Origin of the sequence: Pseudomonas sp. NMI542_15, assembly GCF_021283425.1 — a bacterium.
Taxonomy (GTDB): Bacteria; Pseudomonadota; Gammaproteobacteria; order Pseudomonadales; family Pseudomonadaceae; genus Aquipseudomonas; species Aquipseudomonas fortuita.
On the sequence record NZ_JAJSRO010000002.1, the window covers coordinates 109,277 to 124,046 of the forward strand.

At 60.7% G+C, this 14,770-nt stretch carries 20 protein-coding genes; 11 read left to right on the forward strand and 9 right to left on the reverse strand.

The features are described from left to right. Positions 1–26 precede the first annotated feature (26 nt). Positions 27–668, reverse strand: coding sequence for a DUF1109 domain-containing protein (locus LU684_RS03800; protein WP_016486262.1), 642 nt, complete (start codon positions 666–668; stop codon positions 27–29). After that, complete coding sequence (locus tag LU684_RS03805) at positions 658–1,242, reverse strand: sigma-70 family RNA polymerase sigma factor (protein ID WP_016486261.1); 585 nt, start codon at positions 1,240–1,242, stop codon at positions 658–660. The genes LU684_RS03800 and LU684_RS03805 overlap by 11 nt, the downstream gene beginning before the upstream one ends. A 184-nt stretch (positions 1,243–1,426) precedes the next feature. Here LU684_RS03805 and LU684_RS03810 point away from each other — a divergent pair, with 184 nt between their 5' ends. Genes LU684_RS03810 through LU684_RS03825 form a run of 4 tightly spaced genes read left to right on the forward strand, consistent with a single transcriptional unit; the run spans position 1,427 to position 3,794 of the window. Next, a complete protein-coding gene (locus LU684_RS03810; RefSeq protein ID WP_016486260.1) occupies positions 1,427–1,714 on the forward strand; it encodes a BufA1 family periplasmic bufferin-type metallophore in 288 nt (95 codons plus the stop codon). 16 nt (positions 1,715–1,730) lie between these two features. After that, positions 1,731–2,564 (forward strand): MNIO family bufferin maturase, encoded by an 834-nt coding sequence (gene bufB, locus LU684_RS03815; RefSeq protein ID WP_016486259.1) that lies wholly within the window; start codon positions 1,731–1,733, stop codon positions 2,562–2,564. Further along, positions 2,561–3,316, forward strand: a complete 756-nt coding sequence (locus tag LU684_RS03820; protein WP_232894155.1) for an HvfC/BufC N-terminal domain-containing protein — start codon at positions 2,561–2,563, stop codon at positions 3,314–3,316. The genes bufB and LU684_RS03820 overlap by 4 nt, the downstream gene beginning before the upstream one ends. 10 nt (positions 3,317–3,326) lie before the next feature. Continuing rightward, positions 3,327–3,794, forward strand: coding sequence for a DoxX family protein (locus LU684_RS03825; RefSeq protein ID WP_016486257.1), 468 nt, complete (start codon positions 3,327–3,329; stop codon positions 3,792–3,794). A 32-nt stretch (positions 3,795–3,826) separates the two neighbouring features. Here LU684_RS03825 and ku read toward each other — a convergent pair whose 3' ends face one another. Next, positions 3,827–4,663, reverse strand: coding sequence for a non-homologous end joining protein Ku (gene ku / locus LU684_RS03830; protein WP_016486256.1), 837 nt, complete (start codon positions 4,661–4,663; stop codon positions 3,827–3,829). A 9-nt stretch (positions 4,664–4,672) separates the two neighbouring features. Continuing rightward, the gene (locus LU684_RS30580) at positions 4,673–4,810 is read right to left on the reverse strand and encodes a PSPA7_2676 family Cys-rich small protein (protein ID WP_305728981.1); all 138 of its coding nucleotides are present in this window, start codon (positions 4,808–4,810) and stop codon (positions 4,673–4,675) included. 288 nt (positions 4,811–5,098) lie between these two features. Between LU684_RS30580 and LU684_RS03835 the strand changes: the two genes are divergently transcribed. Continuing rightward, positions 5,099–6,106 (forward strand): zinc-binding alcohol dehydrogenase family protein, encoded by a 1,008-nt coding sequence (locus LU684_RS03835; protein ID WP_023049280.1) that lies wholly within the window; start codon positions 5,099–5,101, stop codon positions 6,104–6,106. A 7-nt stretch (positions 6,107–6,113) separates the two neighbouring features. Here the strand turns inward: LU684_RS03835 and LU684_RS03840 are convergent, their stop codons facing one another. The 3 genes from LU684_RS03840 to LU684_RS03850 are packed head-to-tail and all read right to left on the reverse strand — an operon-like array spanning position 6,114 to position 9,149. Continuing rightward, positions 6,114–7,058: a LysR family transcriptional regulator gene (locus tag LU684_RS03840; protein WP_232894156.1), complete on the reverse strand. Its 945-nt coding sequence runs from the start codon at positions 7,056–7,058 to the stop codon at positions 6,114–6,116. A gap of 27 nt (positions 7,059–7,085) precedes the next feature. Continuing rightward, the gene (locus tag LU684_RS03845; RefSeq protein ID WP_031312561.1) at positions 7,086–8,135 is read right to left on the reverse strand and encodes a methionine synthase; all 1,050 of its coding nucleotides are present in this window, start codon (positions 8,133–8,135) and stop codon (positions 7,086–7,088) included. A 27-nt stretch (positions 8,136–8,162) separates the two neighbouring features. Further along, complete coding sequence (locus LU684_RS03850; RefSeq protein WP_023049282.1) at positions 8,163–9,149, reverse strand: DUF1852 domain-containing protein; 987 nt, start codon at positions 9,147–9,149, stop codon at positions 8,163–8,165. 275 nt (positions 9,150–9,424) lie between these two features. Here LU684_RS03850 and LU684_RS03855 point away from each other — a divergent pair, with 275 nt between their 5' ends. The 3 genes from LU684_RS03855 (at position 9,425) to arsH (ending at position 11,026) form a co-directional block, all read left to right on the forward strand. Beyond that, the gene (locus LU684_RS03855) at positions 9,425–9,772 is read left to right on the forward strand and encodes a metalloregulator ArsR/SmtB family transcription factor (RefSeq protein ID WP_016486251.1); all 348 of its coding nucleotides are present in this window, start codon (positions 9,425–9,427) and stop codon (positions 9,770–9,772) included. 68 nt (positions 9,773–9,840) lie between these two features. Then, positions 9,841–10,311, forward strand: coding sequence for an arsenate reductase ArsC (locus LU684_RS03860; protein ID WP_060516709.1), 471 nt, complete (start codon positions 9,841–9,843; stop codon positions 10,309–10,311). Between the two features lie 13 nt (positions 10,312–10,324). Then, positions 10,325–11,026 carry an arsenical resistance protein ArsH gene (gene arsH / locus LU684_RS03865; protein ID WP_016486249.1) on the forward strand — a complete coding sequence of 234 codons (702 nt, stop codon included), beginning with the start codon at positions 10,325–10,327 and terminating at the stop codon, positions 11,024–11,026. A 62-nt stretch (positions 11,027–11,088) separates the two neighbouring features. Here arsH and LU684_RS03870 read toward each other — a convergent pair whose 3' ends face one another. Beyond that, positions 11,089–11,397: a hypothetical protein gene (locus tag LU684_RS03870; protein WP_096425965.1), complete on the reverse strand. Its 309-nt coding sequence runs from the start codon at positions 11,395–11,397 to the stop codon at positions 11,089–11,091. Between the two features lie 295 nt (positions 11,398–11,692). Here LU684_RS03870 and LU684_RS03875 point away from each other — a divergent pair, with 295 nt between their 5' ends. Beyond that, positions 11,693–12,202, forward strand: coding sequence for a ProQ/FinO family protein (locus tag LU684_RS03875; protein ID WP_016486247.1), 510 nt, complete (start codon positions 11,693–11,695; stop codon positions 12,200–12,202). 200 nt (positions 12,203–12,402) lie between these two features. Beyond that, a complete protein-coding gene (locus LU684_RS03880) occupies positions 12,403–13,536 on the forward strand; it encodes an aminotransferase class V-fold PLP-dependent enzyme (protein WP_232894157.1) in 1,134 nt (377 codons plus the stop codon). A gap of 79 nt (positions 13,537–13,615) precedes the next feature. Here LU684_RS03880 and LU684_RS03885 read toward each other — a convergent pair whose 3' ends face one another. Next, positions 13,616–13,888 (reverse strand): PepSY domain-containing protein, encoded by a 273-nt coding sequence (locus LU684_RS03885; RefSeq protein WP_023049284.1) that lies wholly within the window; start codon positions 13,886–13,888, stop codon positions 13,616–13,618. A 271-nt stretch (positions 13,889–14,159) separates the two neighbouring features. Here LU684_RS03885 and LU684_RS03890 point away from each other — a divergent pair, with 271 nt between their 5' ends. Then, positions 14,160–14,543, forward strand: coding sequence for a hypothetical protein (locus LU684_RS03890; RefSeq protein WP_145914323.1), 384 nt, complete (start codon positions 14,160–14,162; stop codon positions 14,541–14,543). Positions 14,544–14,770 lie beyond the last annotated feature (227 nt).

A 14,770-nucleotide genomic window follows, 5' to 3' on the forward strand; every position in this document is an offset into this window, starting at 1 on the left:
GCAGGCCCAGCGTCGAAAAACCGGTATCACCAGCGCAGAAAACGTGGCCCTAGCGCCGCCCCCAAGGCCGTCGGCACCAGCAAACCCAGTACGTACCAGAGCCCCCAGAACGGCACAGCCATCTCCGGGCAATGCAGGCAATAAGCCAACGTTGCGGTGGCACCCGCAAGCAAGCCTCCTGCAGCACCCGCCAGTCGCAGGCGGGTGGGTGCCAGGCCGCGCATTGCCCAGAACACGGTGATGAAGGTGGGTACCGAAAGCAAGGTAATGTTCAGGGGGCAGGTGCGCCAGGTGCGCCCGAGCAGCAGGTCCGCCCGGGCATCCACCGGCGCGCCCAGCAGGCTCACCGCCGCACCCAGCCAGACCAGCAGCAGCGGCAGCCCCATAAGGCCCCACAGCCGCCCCCCGTTCACCCCCGGCCTGACCAGCCGCTGAGTCAGCAACAGTGCCAGCAGCGCCAGGCTGCCGGGCAAGGCCAGCTTGGCCCAGAACAGCGGGGTGTGCGCCACCTGCGCCAGGTCACCGCGCACGCCGAAAATGGCCACCGTCAGCAGTACCGCGCCCAATCCGCCGCCCACCAGCGCCAGCACCAAGCGCCGCGCCGGTGCGTGACGGCTCACCGGCCCTTCCCCGGCCGCCAGCAGGGCAATCAAGTCATCAGTCTTCATTTTTGCCCTTGCCTCCAATCAGTTTGGCCAGTGCCTTGAGGCCACGGTGGATGCCCACTTTCACCGCCGAACTGGAAAGACCGGTCATGCGCGCGGTCTCTTCCACCGACATCCCCTCCAGTTTGACATGGACGATGGGCAGCCGCTGGCGCGCTGGCAATCGCTCCAGGAGCTTGCCCAGGTCACGTGTCGCCTGGGCCACTTCCTCCTCGCCGGGCGCGAACAGATCACTTTCATCGTTCAGTTCCTCGTGCAACGCACCGTGGCGAGCGTAGCTGCGATAGTGGTCCGCCAGCTTGTAGCGGGCAATGGCCTGCACCCAGGCGGTCAACGGTTGCTGTGCCTCGTAGGTATGGCGGGCGTTGTGCACCGCCAGCAACACCTCTTGCAGCAAATCTTCGACATCAGCGGGGCGTTGCCACAGCCGCCGCAGCAGAAAGCCACGCACATGCGTCGCCAGCGCCGCCAGGAACGCCCGATAGGCCGCCGCGTCCCCCGCCAGCCCCTGTAGCAGCAAAGCCTGCAACTGGGCCTCGCGCGCGCTGAGCGCCTGCTGAGTATTAGTTCGTGCCATCAGCCTCCCCGGTTACATCGAGCGTGAAAGTTTTCCATTCAACCCGTGTCGCCTTCATACGGTAGGCGACTGACGCACCGCCGGAAAAAAATTTTGCAGCTGCTGTAACCCGTTCAACCCAGGCTGCGAACTACTCCATGAGCCGCCGGTAAACCACCACGGCCCCACTTCCCGGAGATACATCATGAAAACCCTCGCCCTCGCCACTGCCGCGCTCGCCCTGGCTTCGCTGGCCGGTATTTCCCAGGCTGCCGATGCGACCAAACCAGCCACCACCGGTGCCGCCATGGAAAAATGCTACGGCGTCGCCATGGCTGGTAAGAACGACTGCAAGGCCGGCGCCGGCACCAGCTGCGCTGGCAGTGCCAAGATGGACTACGACGGCATGCACTGGAAGAACGTTCCCGCAGGTACCTGCACCTCCATCAAGACGCCCAACGGCATGGGCTCACTGACCCCGCTCAAGTCCTGAGCACAGGCCGCCGATCATGAACGGGACTTACCTTTCAGGTGCCGGGCTTGGGCTGAAGGCTGACCACTATGCCGAGGCCTGGGCGTGCCGGGCCCATGGGCTGTGGTTCGAAGTACACCCGGAAAATTACATGCTCGGCGGCCCACGCATGGCCTGGCTACAGCGCATAGCCGAACACCATCCGCTGTCGCTGCACGGTGTTGCGCTGTCGCTCGCGGCGGACGCCGCGCCGGATGACACACACCTGCGCCGCCTGCGGGCACTTGTCGACCAGGTGCAGCCGGCGCTGGTCTCGGAGCACCTGGCATGGTCAAGCTGGAACGGGCAATACCTCCCCGACCTGCTGCCCTTCCCCCGCAGCGACGAGGCCTTGGTCCGTATCAGCGACAATGTACAGCGCACACAGGATGCGCTGGGGCGCAGCATCTCGCTGGAAAACCCCAGCCACTACCTGCCCATGGAAGGGCACGACTGGGACGAAATCGACTTTCTGGCCGAACTGACGCGGCGCACGGGCTGTGGCCTGTTGCTGGACGTCAACAACGTGCACGTCAGCGCCCACAACCTCGGGTTCGACGCTTCAGCCTACCTGGCGAGGTTCCCGGCCCAGGCCATCACTGAAATACACCTGGCTGGCCACAGCCACGACGCCCGGGCCAGCCTGCTGATCGACTCCCATGACGCCGCCATCGCCGCACCGGTCTGGGCCTTGTACCAGCAGTTGATCACCCGCATCGGCCCGCGCCCGACGTTGATCGAGCGTGACGGCAACCTGCCGGCGTTCACCGAGTTGCTGGCCGAACGCGGTACCGCTCAGGCACTGCTCGATCAGGCAGGAGTACGCCCATGACGCTTTCCCTTGGCCAGTTTCAGGCCGCCTTCGTCGAAGCGCTGTATCACCGCCCGGCCCCGCACTTGGGCGCGCTGACCCAGCATGCTGCATTCGCGGTGTATCGCAATACTGTGCTAGCAGGTTGCACCGATGCCCTGCGTGCAAACTTCCCCAGTGTCGAAGCGCTGACAGGCCCGGCCTGGATGCAGGATGCCGCTGCGGCCTATGCGAAAACAACGCCCCCCGACGACCCAAGGCTGATCCACTATGGCGCGGCGTTCGCCGACTTTCTTGAACAGATCCAGGCCCAGCACGGCCTGCCGTACCTGGCCGACGTGGCACGCCTGGATTTTGCCTGGTGCGAGGTGTTCAGCGCCCCCCGCGAGCCCTGCCTTGCACTTGCAGACTTGGCCGGCATGACAGCTGCCGACCTGGCCAACAGTTACCTGGCGCCGCGCAGCAGCGTGCTCTGGCGCTGGTTCGCGCAGCACCCGGCCTTCAGCCTGTGGCGGTACAGCCGCGAAGGCCAGCCATGGCCGAATGACCACCCGTGGGTGGCCGAGGGTGCGGTATTAAGCGGCACCGACGAAGGTGTTGCCCTGCAGGCACTGGAGGTCGGCGGCTGCGCCTTTCTCGATGCATGCGCCCAAGGTTTGCCTTTGGCGCAGGCCTCACTGATTGCACAAGCGAGTCAACCCGACCTGGACTTCACCGACCTGCTCGGCCGGCTGCTGGCAGCCCAGGCCTTTCGTCCACTTGCATTCGCCTGAAGGAAGCACCATGGACATCATCCACGTCACCCGCCCCGACAAGAGCCTGCGCCAACGCTGGAACCACCTCACCGACCGTGCACAGCAACTGCTCAGCGACAACGTGCTGTGCCTGGTGGCGCGCATGGCCATCGCCTCGACCTTCTTTCTGTCCGGCCGCACCAAGGTCGAAGGGTTTCTCAGCATCACACCCAGTACCTATGACCTGTTCCAGAGCGAATATGCCCTGCCGCTGGTGTCACCGTGGCTGGCGGCCCACTTGGCAACCTATGCGGAACACCTGTTCCCGTTGTTGCTGGTGCTTGGCCTGTTCACCCGGCTGTCGGCCCTGGCCCTGCTGGGCATGACCACGGTGATCGAAGTGTTCGTCTACCCGGACGCCTGGCCGACACATCTCACGTGGGCAGCCTTGTTGCTACTGTTGATCGCACGAGGAGCCGGTGCGTTGTCACTGGATCGGGCAATAGGACTGCGTTGAGCTCCTTTGTCGGATGCCAGGGGGATCCACCTTCATGAAGCCTTGCGGGGCCGTTTGGCGGCAGGCTTGCCGCCCTTTGGCTTGCCGCCGAGGCTGCGTTTGAGCAGTTCGGTGAGGTCGAGGATATCCGCGCCTTTTTCCACGCCCTTGCCCTCCCCTTTATCCACCGTCTCGATCTTGCCTTTGCTGGCCTTTTCTTCCACCAGGTCGAGAATGGTCTGTCGAAACGCATCATGGTACTCATCCGGCGCCCATGACCCACTCATGTCCTCGACCAGGCGTTTGGCCATGCTCAGTTCGCGCTTGTCGACCTTGGCGTCGGTCACACTCTTGTCCAGCTCAAGGGTTTCCACCCCGCGTACTTCCTCGGGCCAGCGCAGGGTAATCAGCACCAAGGCATCTTCCAGTGGCCGCAGCAGCGCCAGGTGCTGGCGCGTATGCAGCACGACGGTGGCCAGTGCAACCTTGCCGGTGCTCTCCAGCGTGTCGCGCAGCAGTGCATAGACTTTGCCGCCGCGGCGGTCGGGGCTCAGGTAATAGGGGGTGTCGAAGTGCTGCAGCGGAATTTCGCCCGCCTGCACGAACGAGAATATATCGATGGTCTGGGTCGCTTCCGGTCGGGCGTCGCGGATCTCTTGCTCACTGATCACCACGTAGCGGCCCTTCTCGTACTCCACGCCCTTTACGATGTTGTCCTTGTCGATTTCCTTGCCGGTGACCTTGTTCACCCGTTTGTAGCCCACAGGCTCCATGCTGCGCTTGTCGAGCCAGTCAAAATCCACCCGCTCGGAGCTCACCGCAACGTTGAGCGAAACGGGGATATGCACCAGCCCGAAACTGATTGCACCTTTCCAGATGGCCCGCGCCATGTCGACCTCCTATGCCTTTGACAGTGTGACGGCCCGCCGATGGCGCACGGCGCCGCAGCGCCGGCAACACTGGCATTGGAGCTCGCCCGGTTCATGGTTCGGCACGCAGTGCCACTGGCAACCCTGCAACAAGCACAGCAGTTTCATCAGCCACCTCCCAAGGTCTCAGTGGACGGACCCCTTACTGGAACTGACTGACGGCACGGGCGAAGGTTTAGTCTGGATGCGCCCTTTGCAGCACAGGGTGAAGAACGCAGGGATCGGCAATTGAAGCAGACGTGCTCGAGGATGCAGAGCAGCGGCCAACCCCCGTCTCGGGTGCTGCGCACCATTTTCATTGCAAGCGAGAAAGTCTTACTCCATTCAGGCGGTTTTTTGTGTGAATCGAAACGGATAGTCTGAACCCACTTTTCGCATCCCCAAGAGGCAGCGCCAATGAAGGCAGTCGTTTATACCCAGCCCGGTTTGCCGATCCAGGACCCCCAATCGCTGTATGACGCGCAACTGCCCACGCCACAGCCAGGTGCCCGTGATCTGCTGGTCGAAGTCAGGGCAATTGCCGTCAACCCGGTTGATACCAAGATCCGAGCAAGCCGTGGTGGCGAGCAACCACAAGTGCTCGGTTGGGACGCAGTTGGCGTGGTCCGCGAGGTAGGGCCGCAGGTCACGTTGTTCCAACCGGGCGATGAGGTTTTCTACGCCGGTGCCATTGACCGTCCTGGCAGCTACAGCGAACTGCATGTGGTGGACGAACGCATTGTCGGGCACAAGCCTCGCAGCCTGGACAACGCAAGCGCCGCCGCTTTGCCGCTGACCTCCATTACCGCCTGGGAACTGCTGTTCGACCGCCTGGGCGTTGAAGAAAACGGTGGCAAGAACCAGAGCCTTCTGGTGATCGGTGCTGCCGGCGGGGTTGGTTCGATTCTGGTTCAACTTGCCCGCAAGCTGACACAGCTCACGGTGATTGGCACCGCCTCCAGGCCCGAGACTCAGGCCTGGGTTCAGGAAGCGGGAGCCCATCACGTGATCGACCACCGCGAATCGCTTGCGCCCCAGCTGGAAGCACTCAAGCTGGGCCCGGTCGATTACGTCATCAGCCTGACCCACACTGACACTTACCTCCCGCAACTGGTGGAGGTGCTTCGCCCACAAGGCAAGCTCGCGTTGATCGACGACCCGGCGCAACTGGATGTCATGCCGCTCAAGCGCAAGTCACTGTCAGTGCACTGGGAGCTCATGTTCACGCGTTCGCTGTACAAGACCGAAGACATGATCAAACAGCATCAACTGCTCGATCGCGTTTCGCAGCTGGTCGATGATGGCGTGCTTAAAACCACCCTCGGCGAGCACTACGGTACGATCAATGCCGAGCACCTCAAGCGCGCCCACGCCATGATCGAGAGTGGAAAAGCACGCGGCAAAATCGTCCTGGAAGGTTTCTGACGCCCTGTCAGGCGCCCGGCGCCCCCGCGGCGCGCCCTGACACCGCATTGACGCCTTCCAGCGTCGCAAACGAAATGTCTTTCGCCGTGAGCAGGAAATCACGCATGTAGGGCACTTCGAGCATGTCGCTGCGTACCGCTGCGAACAGGGTGGCCTGCAACCCTGCTTCGCCGAGGCGCTTGGCCAACACGTAGCCGCGGGAGGAGTACTCATGCACCGCCCAGTTCGGCAGGCAGCAAACACCACGGCCGCTGGCCACCAGCTGCATCATCATCACAGTCATTTCTGCCGTACGTATCCGCGCAGGTTCGATGTCGGCGGGGTCGAAGAAACGGGTGAAGATGTCCAGGCGGTTTCGTTCGATCGGGTACGTGATCAAGGTCTGGCTGGCGATGTCGGCAGGCTCCAGGTAGGGCTTATCACGCAGCGGATGATGCTTGTCGATGGCCAGCATTGCCTCGTACCCGAATAACGGCACGTACGTGATACCCGGCAGGGTCATCGGGTCGGAGGTCACCACAAGGTCGAGGTCACCACGCTGCAGGGCCGGCAGTGGGGCGAACGACAACCCCGACGCCAGGTCCAGTTCAACTTCCGGCCAGGCGCAGCGAAACTCGTCCAGTGAGGGCATCAGCCATTGATAGCAGCTGTGGCACTCGATCGCGATGTGCAGCCGGTCGGCCGTGCCGCCTGCCAGCTTGCTCAGGTTGCGCTCCGTTGTGCGGATCAGCGGCAGCACCTGGTCGGCCAGCTGCAGCAGCTTGAGGCCCGCAGTGGTGAAGCGCACCGGCTTGGACTTGCGCACAAACACAGGCATGCCAACGCGGCTTTCCAGCTCACGGAACTGGTGCGACAGCGCCGACTGGGTCAGGTGCAGGCGTTCGGCCGCCTCGGGCAGGCTGTCCGTTTCACGCAAGGCATGGAGTGTGCGCAAGTGTCTCAAGTCAATCATGAGCAGCACACAACGCGAGTGATCGGGTCACCATGATGCCCGATGGTCATTGCCCGAGAGCTCGCTGCGAACCATTTCTGCACCGGCACTCAAAGCCCTGAGCTTGCCGCTGGCCACCCGACGCGGCAAGGGAGCCATGCCACAGTTGGTGCAAGGGTAGAGCTTGTCAGCCTCTACAAATTGCAGTGCCTTGCGTAAGGTATCGGCAACCTCCTCGGGTGTTTCAATAGTGTGGGTCGCCACATCAATTGCGCCTACCATCACCTTTTTACCGCGAATCAACTCAAGCAGCTCCATGGGCACATGAGCGTTATGGCATTCCAACGAGATGATATCGATACTGGACTTTTGCAGTTTGGGGAAGGCCTCTTCATATTGCCGCCACTCTGACCCCAAGGTTTTTTTCCAGTCGGTGTTGGCTTTGATGCCATAGCCATAGCAGATATGCACGGCAGTTTCACACTTGAGGCCTTCGATGGCCCGCTCCAGGGTGGCAACCCCCCAGTCATTGACCTCGTCAAAAAACACATTGAAGGCGGGCTCATCAAACTGAATGATGTCAACCCCGGCAGCCTCCAGCTCCCGGGCTTCCTGATTGAGGATCCTGGCAAATTCCCAGGCCAGTTTTTCGCGGCTTTTGTAATGGCTGTCATACAGCGTATCGATCATCGTCATGGGGCCTGGCAGCGCCCATTTTATGGGCTGGCGGGTCTGCTGACGCAAGAACCTGGCATCGTCGACAAATACCGGCTTTTGCCGAGCAACAGCGCCTACTACGGTGGGTACGCTTGCATCATAGCGATCACGGATCCTGACGGTCTCGCGTTTCTCGAAGTCAACACCGCTCAGGTGCTCGATAAAAGTCGTCACAAAGTGTTGGCGCGTTTGTTCACCATCACTGACGATATCAATGCCGGCGTCTTGCTGTTCCTGCAATGACAAGCGCAGGGCATCCTGCTTGCCTTCGATCAATGCCTCATCTTGCAGTTTCCAGGGTGACCAGAGCGTTTCGGGTTGTGCGAGCCAGGCGGGTTTGGGCAAACTGCCGGCAGTCGAAGTGGGTAACAATTTGTTCACGAAGGAAGACCTTATCTATTCAGTTGATCAGCAGGCGTAGTGGTTGGACCACTGCTCAAGTAGCGCGTGGTGCGGTTTGATAAAGTGCTCCTCGACAAAGCGCCCCTGCTCAATGGCCAGCCGGCTTCGTTCTTCTCGGTCATACACGATGCGCGTCAGGGAGTAATCCTGATGCTGCAGGCTGGGTTGGTAGCATTTCCCGGCGGCAGAGTTGGCGTTGTAGATTTCAGGTCGATAGATTTTCTGGAACGTGTCCATGGTACTGATGGTACTGATCAGCTCCAGGTGGGTGTAATCACTGAGCAAATCGCCGGAAAAATAGAACGCCAACGGCGCCACACTGTTGGGCGGCATAAAGTAACGCACGTGCAATCCCATCTTCTCGAAATACGTATCCGTCAAGGAATACGCATCCTGCTGGTATTCAAAGCCCAACACAGGGTGGTGATTATCCGTTCGAGAGTAAGTCTTGCTGCTCGAAACACTCAGACAGATGACGGGCGGCTTGTCGAAGTGCGCCTTGTACGTGCTTGAATTGATGAAGCACTTGAACAGCTTGCCATGCAGCTCACCAAAATGGTCTGGCGTACTGAATACAGCCTGGTTTGCATTATGCTCACGCAACAGCACACTAAAATCGTAATCCCGCACGTAGGAAGAAAAGTTATTCCCCACCATGCCCGCAAAGCGCTCGCCGGTGGGTCGGTCAATAATGCTTGTTTTCAACATTTCAATCAGGGGTAGCGCCTGATTGCCGCCTTCAGCCTCAATACCCATCTCGACAGAAATAATATCAAGCTCAACAGTATAACGGTCGCCCTTGGGGTTATCCCAATGCGCCAATGCATTGAAGCGGTTATCGATCATCTGCAAGGTGCTGCGCAAGTTCTCTTGCCGGCTCACACCCCTCGCCAGGTTGGCGAAGTTGGTAGTGAGGCGCGTCTTTTCGGAGGGTTGATAATGCTCGTCAAAGCGGATGCTCTTGATGAAAAAATTGAAGTCATTACTGGTCATGGCGGGGCGCCCACTCAAATATCCATATGTTCTATAATTGGCCCGTAGTTTAAGTTGGGGTACTGGGCGATGGAACTGAATTGATTTCACAGAACCTTTAGCCACGCTCATGACAAGGCACCCACCTTGAACGGGCTGTACACGCTTCGCTATCCGCCCATTGCAGCCCTCGGTGAACGATAGCTGTCGATCCAGGCAGCACGCGCGTGTCATGAGGCTTGCCCTGAACATATGGTAATGCGTATATTCGATTATCCATATGTTCTGGTGCAGCCATGATTACCCCGCCCGATGTCTTCAAGAGCCTCTCTGACGAAACCCGCGCTCGCGCCACCCTGCTCATCGCCAGCTTGGGAGAACTCTGTGTTTGCGAGCTGATGTGCGCGCTGGGCGAAAGCCAGCCGAAGATCAGTCGCCATCTGGCGCAACTGCGCAGCAATGGCATGTTGCTGGACCGGCGCCAGGGTCAGTGGGTGTATTACCGCCTTAACCCGGCGCTACCGGCCTGGGTTCACGAGATGCTGCAGGTCACCTTGCAGGCCAATTCGCACTGGCTGGCCGACAACACACGTCGGCTCACGTGCATGGACGACCGCCCCGTGCGCGATGCCGCCTGCTGCTGAATCACCCTTTCGGCTCTGGCCCAAGCGCCAGCGCCTCTGACGTCCGCCACAAGGCGGAGGAGCCCTCCATGCGAGTCCTGTTCATGTGCACGGCCAACAGTTGCCGAAGCATCCTGTGCGAAGCACTTTTCAACCACTTGGCCCCTGCCGGTTTCGAGGCAGTCAGCTCCGGGAGCGTCCCCAAGGGGCAGGTTTTGCCCCGTAGCCTGAGCACGCTGGAGCAGGCCGGTATTTCGGCTGCTGGCCTGAGCAGCAAGGGCAACGACGCATTCGAAAACAGCCCGCCGGACGTCGTTATTACGGTCTGCGACAAGGCCGCCGGCGAAGCCTGCCCGGTCTATTTCGGCCCCGCGCTGAAATCGCATTGGGGGTTGCAGGACCCGTCCGATGTCGTGGGTGAAGAGGCGCAAGTCGACGCGGCTTTCCACGCCACGCTGGCCCACATCGCATCGCGCTGCCGCGCTTTCTTCGCCCTTCCCTTCGATCGCCTCGACCGTGATCAGCTCAAGCACGAGCTGGATCGCATCGGCACGCAATAAGCAGGAGTCAAAAATGTCCGAGCATCTCCCTAACCTCGACCTCGCATTGTTCGAGCTGCCCCCAACGGCAACCGTGGCAAGCGAGCACAAACCACGCATCCTGCTGTTGTATGGGTCTACCCGCGAACGCTCTTTCAGCCGCTTGCTGGTGGAGGAAGCCGCGCGTCTGCTGGAACACTTCGGCGCCGAAGCACGAACCTTCGACCCTTCGGGCCTGCCGCTGCCTGACGATGCGCCGGTTGAGCACCCCAAGGTGCAGGAATTGCGTGAACTTGTGCAATGGTCGGAAGGCCAGGTCTGGTGCTCGCCAGAGCGCCATGGGGCGATGTCTGCAGTGTTCAAGGCGCAGATCGACTGGGTTCCCCTGGCGCTGGGCGCCGTGCGCCCCACCCAAGGCAAGACCTTGGCGGTGATGCAGGTGTGTGGCGGCTCGCAGTCGTTCAACGTGGTCAACCAGTTGCGTGTGCTTGGCCGCTGGATGAGGATGTTCACGGTGCCGAACCAGTCCTCGGTACCCAAGGCTTACCTTGAGTTCGATGATGCCGGCCGGATGAAGCCTTCGCCGTACTATGACCGCGTTGTTGATGTGATGGAGGAACTGGTGAAATTCACCGCGCTGCTACGTGATCGTCAGGATTACCTGGTGGATCGCTATTCAGAGCGCAAGGAAACCGCCGAACAGCTATCTGCACGCGTCAATCAGCGCTCAATCTGAAGCCGCCATGCGGCCCGCTTGCACCAGGATGGCTTGCCCACCCTGGTGCGCATCAGCAATGATCAGCGGTCCTGTTCGCCCTGCGGGTTATCGCGTTGCGATTGCTGACCCATGCGGTCTTTATCCGCCGGGTTCTCCTTGTCAGTCATGCTGTCTTCCTGCCGACCGCCCTTGCTTCCGGTATCGCGGCCCCAGTCTTTGTTCATTTTGTCCTCGGGCTTCTGCCCCGGCTGGTTCTGACCTTGTTGCGGGTGGTTGGGCATGCCACCGCCCGAGCCTTGACCACCCTGCTGGCCGGTACCCGCCGTGTTGTTCCCGGCGCCTGCACTGGCATTGCCCTGGTTGGCGCCCTTGTCTTGGTTATTAGCCATGATCGCTTACCTCAAGTCAGACACAGAAAGGCCTGTGTGTTCGTACGACTGCGGCTTGCCTGACGTGGATGTATTTATTCACAGCCTTTCGGATGAGCGATACCAAATGCAGGGGCCTGATACTGAGCTGCGCTAAATACCGATATGCCACAGCATCCGGAATGAGCCGGCATCCTGATGAATGGGGATGCCTCGGCCAGGAAAATTGGCACAATTCATCTGTTTAAGCTGATCTGTGGCGCTGCATGGCATATCCTTATGCCTCGCAATCAACTTCGAAGCAGTGAATTGAACAATGGGTTTTGAACAACTAGCTGAGCTACGTGACCGTCTGCGGGCGGAAAAAGTGCAGGAAAAGGCCGATAGCCCGAAACAACCCAAGCGCAAGTCCCCGCCACAGGCAAAGCCTCGTGAGCAGGACCCGGCGGTGGCAGCGATCTGGCCATTGCAAAAGCACTTTCCATTGGCCTTCCCTGTCAATCCGGCCCCCAAGGTTCCGCTCAAAGAGGGCATTTTCAAGGATGCCGAGCAGCACCTTGAGCTGCTCGGCATCACCCGTGAACAGCTCAAGCTGGGCATTTCTACCTGGTGCCGGGGTACCCGGTACTGGGCAAGCATGGTGGAGAATGCGCCGCGCCTGGACTTGAATGGTCAAGTCGCTGGCACAGTGACAGCGACTCAGGCGATCCATGCCAAGCAACAAGCTGCGCGGCATCGCAGCCAGGAACGTCGCAATCGTGCTAAGGCAAAAGCGCCTGTTGCGGCCCCCGCCGCCGAGATCACGGCGGCGCAGACTCCGGACTGAATTCAATCGCGCTCCCACAGGAAGGTCATCAGCCACCGAGGCCTGCGCTATACCTGTGGGAGCCGGGCTCGCCGGCTCCGGGTGCCTGCTTCGGACACACGGCGGAAGGGCTTCAGCGCAATCAGCCCCGATCTGTCTTGTCATTTGCCAAGGGTTCGGGCAGGGTCGATACCACTGACATCTCTGCCTAGGAGTCGCCCATGTCTACGCTTTATCCCAGTAATGATCCTGAGGGGCTGATCGAGTACTCGGTGGTCTACACCGACCGCTCGCTCAATCACATGTCACAAACCTTTCAAGGCGTGATGCGGAACATTTCCAGCACGCTGAAACAGGTCTATGGCGCCCAGGCTGTTGCGGTAGTGCCGGGCAGCGGTACATTCGGCATGGAATCGGTAGCGCGACAGTTTGCCACCGCTCAGCAATGCCTGGTGATACGCAACGGCTGGTTCAGTTATCGCTGGAGCCAGATCCTTGATATGGGCAACATCCCGGCGGCCACCACGGTGCTCAAAGCCCGCCCGGTCGACACAAGGCACCAGGCTGCCTACGCGCCCCCGCCGCTGGAGGAAGTGCTGGCAAGCATCCAGGCGCACAAGCCTCAGATCGTCTTCGCCCCCCACGTTGAAACCTCATCCGGGATCATCCTGCCCGACGATTACCTGCGGGCCGTCGGTGACGCCGTGCATGCGGTGGGTGGCCTGTTCGTGCTAGACTGCATCGCCTCTGGCACGCTGTGGGTTGATATGGAAAAGTGCGCAGTCGACCTGCTGATCAGTGCACCGCAAAAAGGCTGGAGCGCTTCCCCTTGCTGCGCCTTGGTGATGCTCAGCGCCTTGGCCCTGGAGCGCATCGAGCACACGCAGAGCAGCAGCTTTGCCTGCGACCTGAAGAAGTGGCTGCAGATCATGCAGGCCTACGAACAGGGCGGACATGCCTACCATGCAACCATGCCCAGCGATTCGCTTGCCCGGTTCAACGACGTGTTGAACGAGATGCAAGCCTACGGTTTCGACAAGGTGCGCAGCGAACAACAGGCGCTGGGTGATCGGGTGCGCGCCATGTTGACCGCCAAAGGTATCAAGAGCGTGGCCGCAGCCGGCTTTCAGGCCCCAGGCGTCGTGGTGAGCTATACCGATGATGCCGACATCAAGACCGGCAAGAAATTTGCCGATCACGGCCTGCAGATTGCGGCCGGCGTACCGTTGCAATGCGACGAGCCAGCCGACTTCCAGACCTTCCGCATCGGTCTGTTCGGGCTCGAAAAACTGCACAATATCGAGCGTACGGTCAGCACCCTGGAGCAGGCAATCGATGAAGTGATGACGGACTGAGCCGTCATCCCATTACAGTAAGGTCGGGCGCGTTACCCGTGAAACGGGCAGCGCGCTGATGCCACGGGTGGACAACTCATCAGTTATCCAGTTGATCCTTGATGATCTTGCCGTCATGGGGATCGACCTGGAATTCGTACTGTTTGCCGTCTGCTTTCATCCCCTCACCTTCCCAATGCCCATCATCGGCCTCGATCTTGGTGATCTGCGTGTAGCCGGCACCTTTGAGGGTGGCTTCGGCCTGATCCTTGTTCACCTTCCAGTCAGCGCCCGGTTGATCTGCCCAAGCTGTAGTGCTTGCCAATGCGCCAGCCATGGCCAGGCCGGTGAGCAGTCGAGTCATCGCTTTCATCGCTAACATCCTTTTTCATGAGGTTAAACGCTCTGACTGGCGCGCCAATGCCACCGTTCAGTTTTTTTCGATTGCAGCCGCGCTCAGCGGTCACACGGTGTGGCCACCTGCATCGGTCAACGCCCGTAACCGCTAGCGGGCTCCTCCCCAAAAGCTTTGGTCGTGGTGGTAATCAGCGCCAGTAAGGGCATTCCGTTCGTCAGTACCGACGCACAATTGGCTGCACGCGCAGGACGAAGAAGAAGTGACCAACGCAAAGAGGTGATTGCGCATGAACATCATCAAGCCCCATTCATTGCTGCTCGCCCTGTGCCTCGGTGCCAGCACACCGTTGGTGTTGGCAGCCACCGACATGAACGACCAACGCGCCCCTGGGGCGCAGACACAGGACAACGGCCCGTTGGATGGCACTGGCTCCGGCACGCCTGGGGATGGCATGGGAACCGGGTCTGGCGGTACGGGTACCAATGGCACCGACAATACCGGGGGTGACGGCACCGACAACGGCTCGGGCACGGGCACAGGCGCCGGTAACGGTACGGGTGGCGCCGCAGGGAGCGGCACTGGCCCGGGCGCCGGCAGCGGAGGCTCGGGCGGTTCCGGTTCCGGCGCTGGCGCTGGCGCTGGCGGTAGTGGCGGTGGTTCAGGCGGTTGACCCAACCCATCCAAGTCTGCGTGCGAGCAGCTCAAACTCCGAAAGCTAGCGAGCGCCCTGTGGGTGCGGGCATGCCCGCCCTCATAGAACAACGTATTGAGTTGGCTTCAACTTGTGGGAGCGGGCTTGCCCCGCGAACACCGGCAAAGCCGGTGCCATACACAGCGTTGCCTGCTTCGCGGGACAAGCCCGCTCCCACACCAGCCATTGTTCTCTGCGTGACAGCG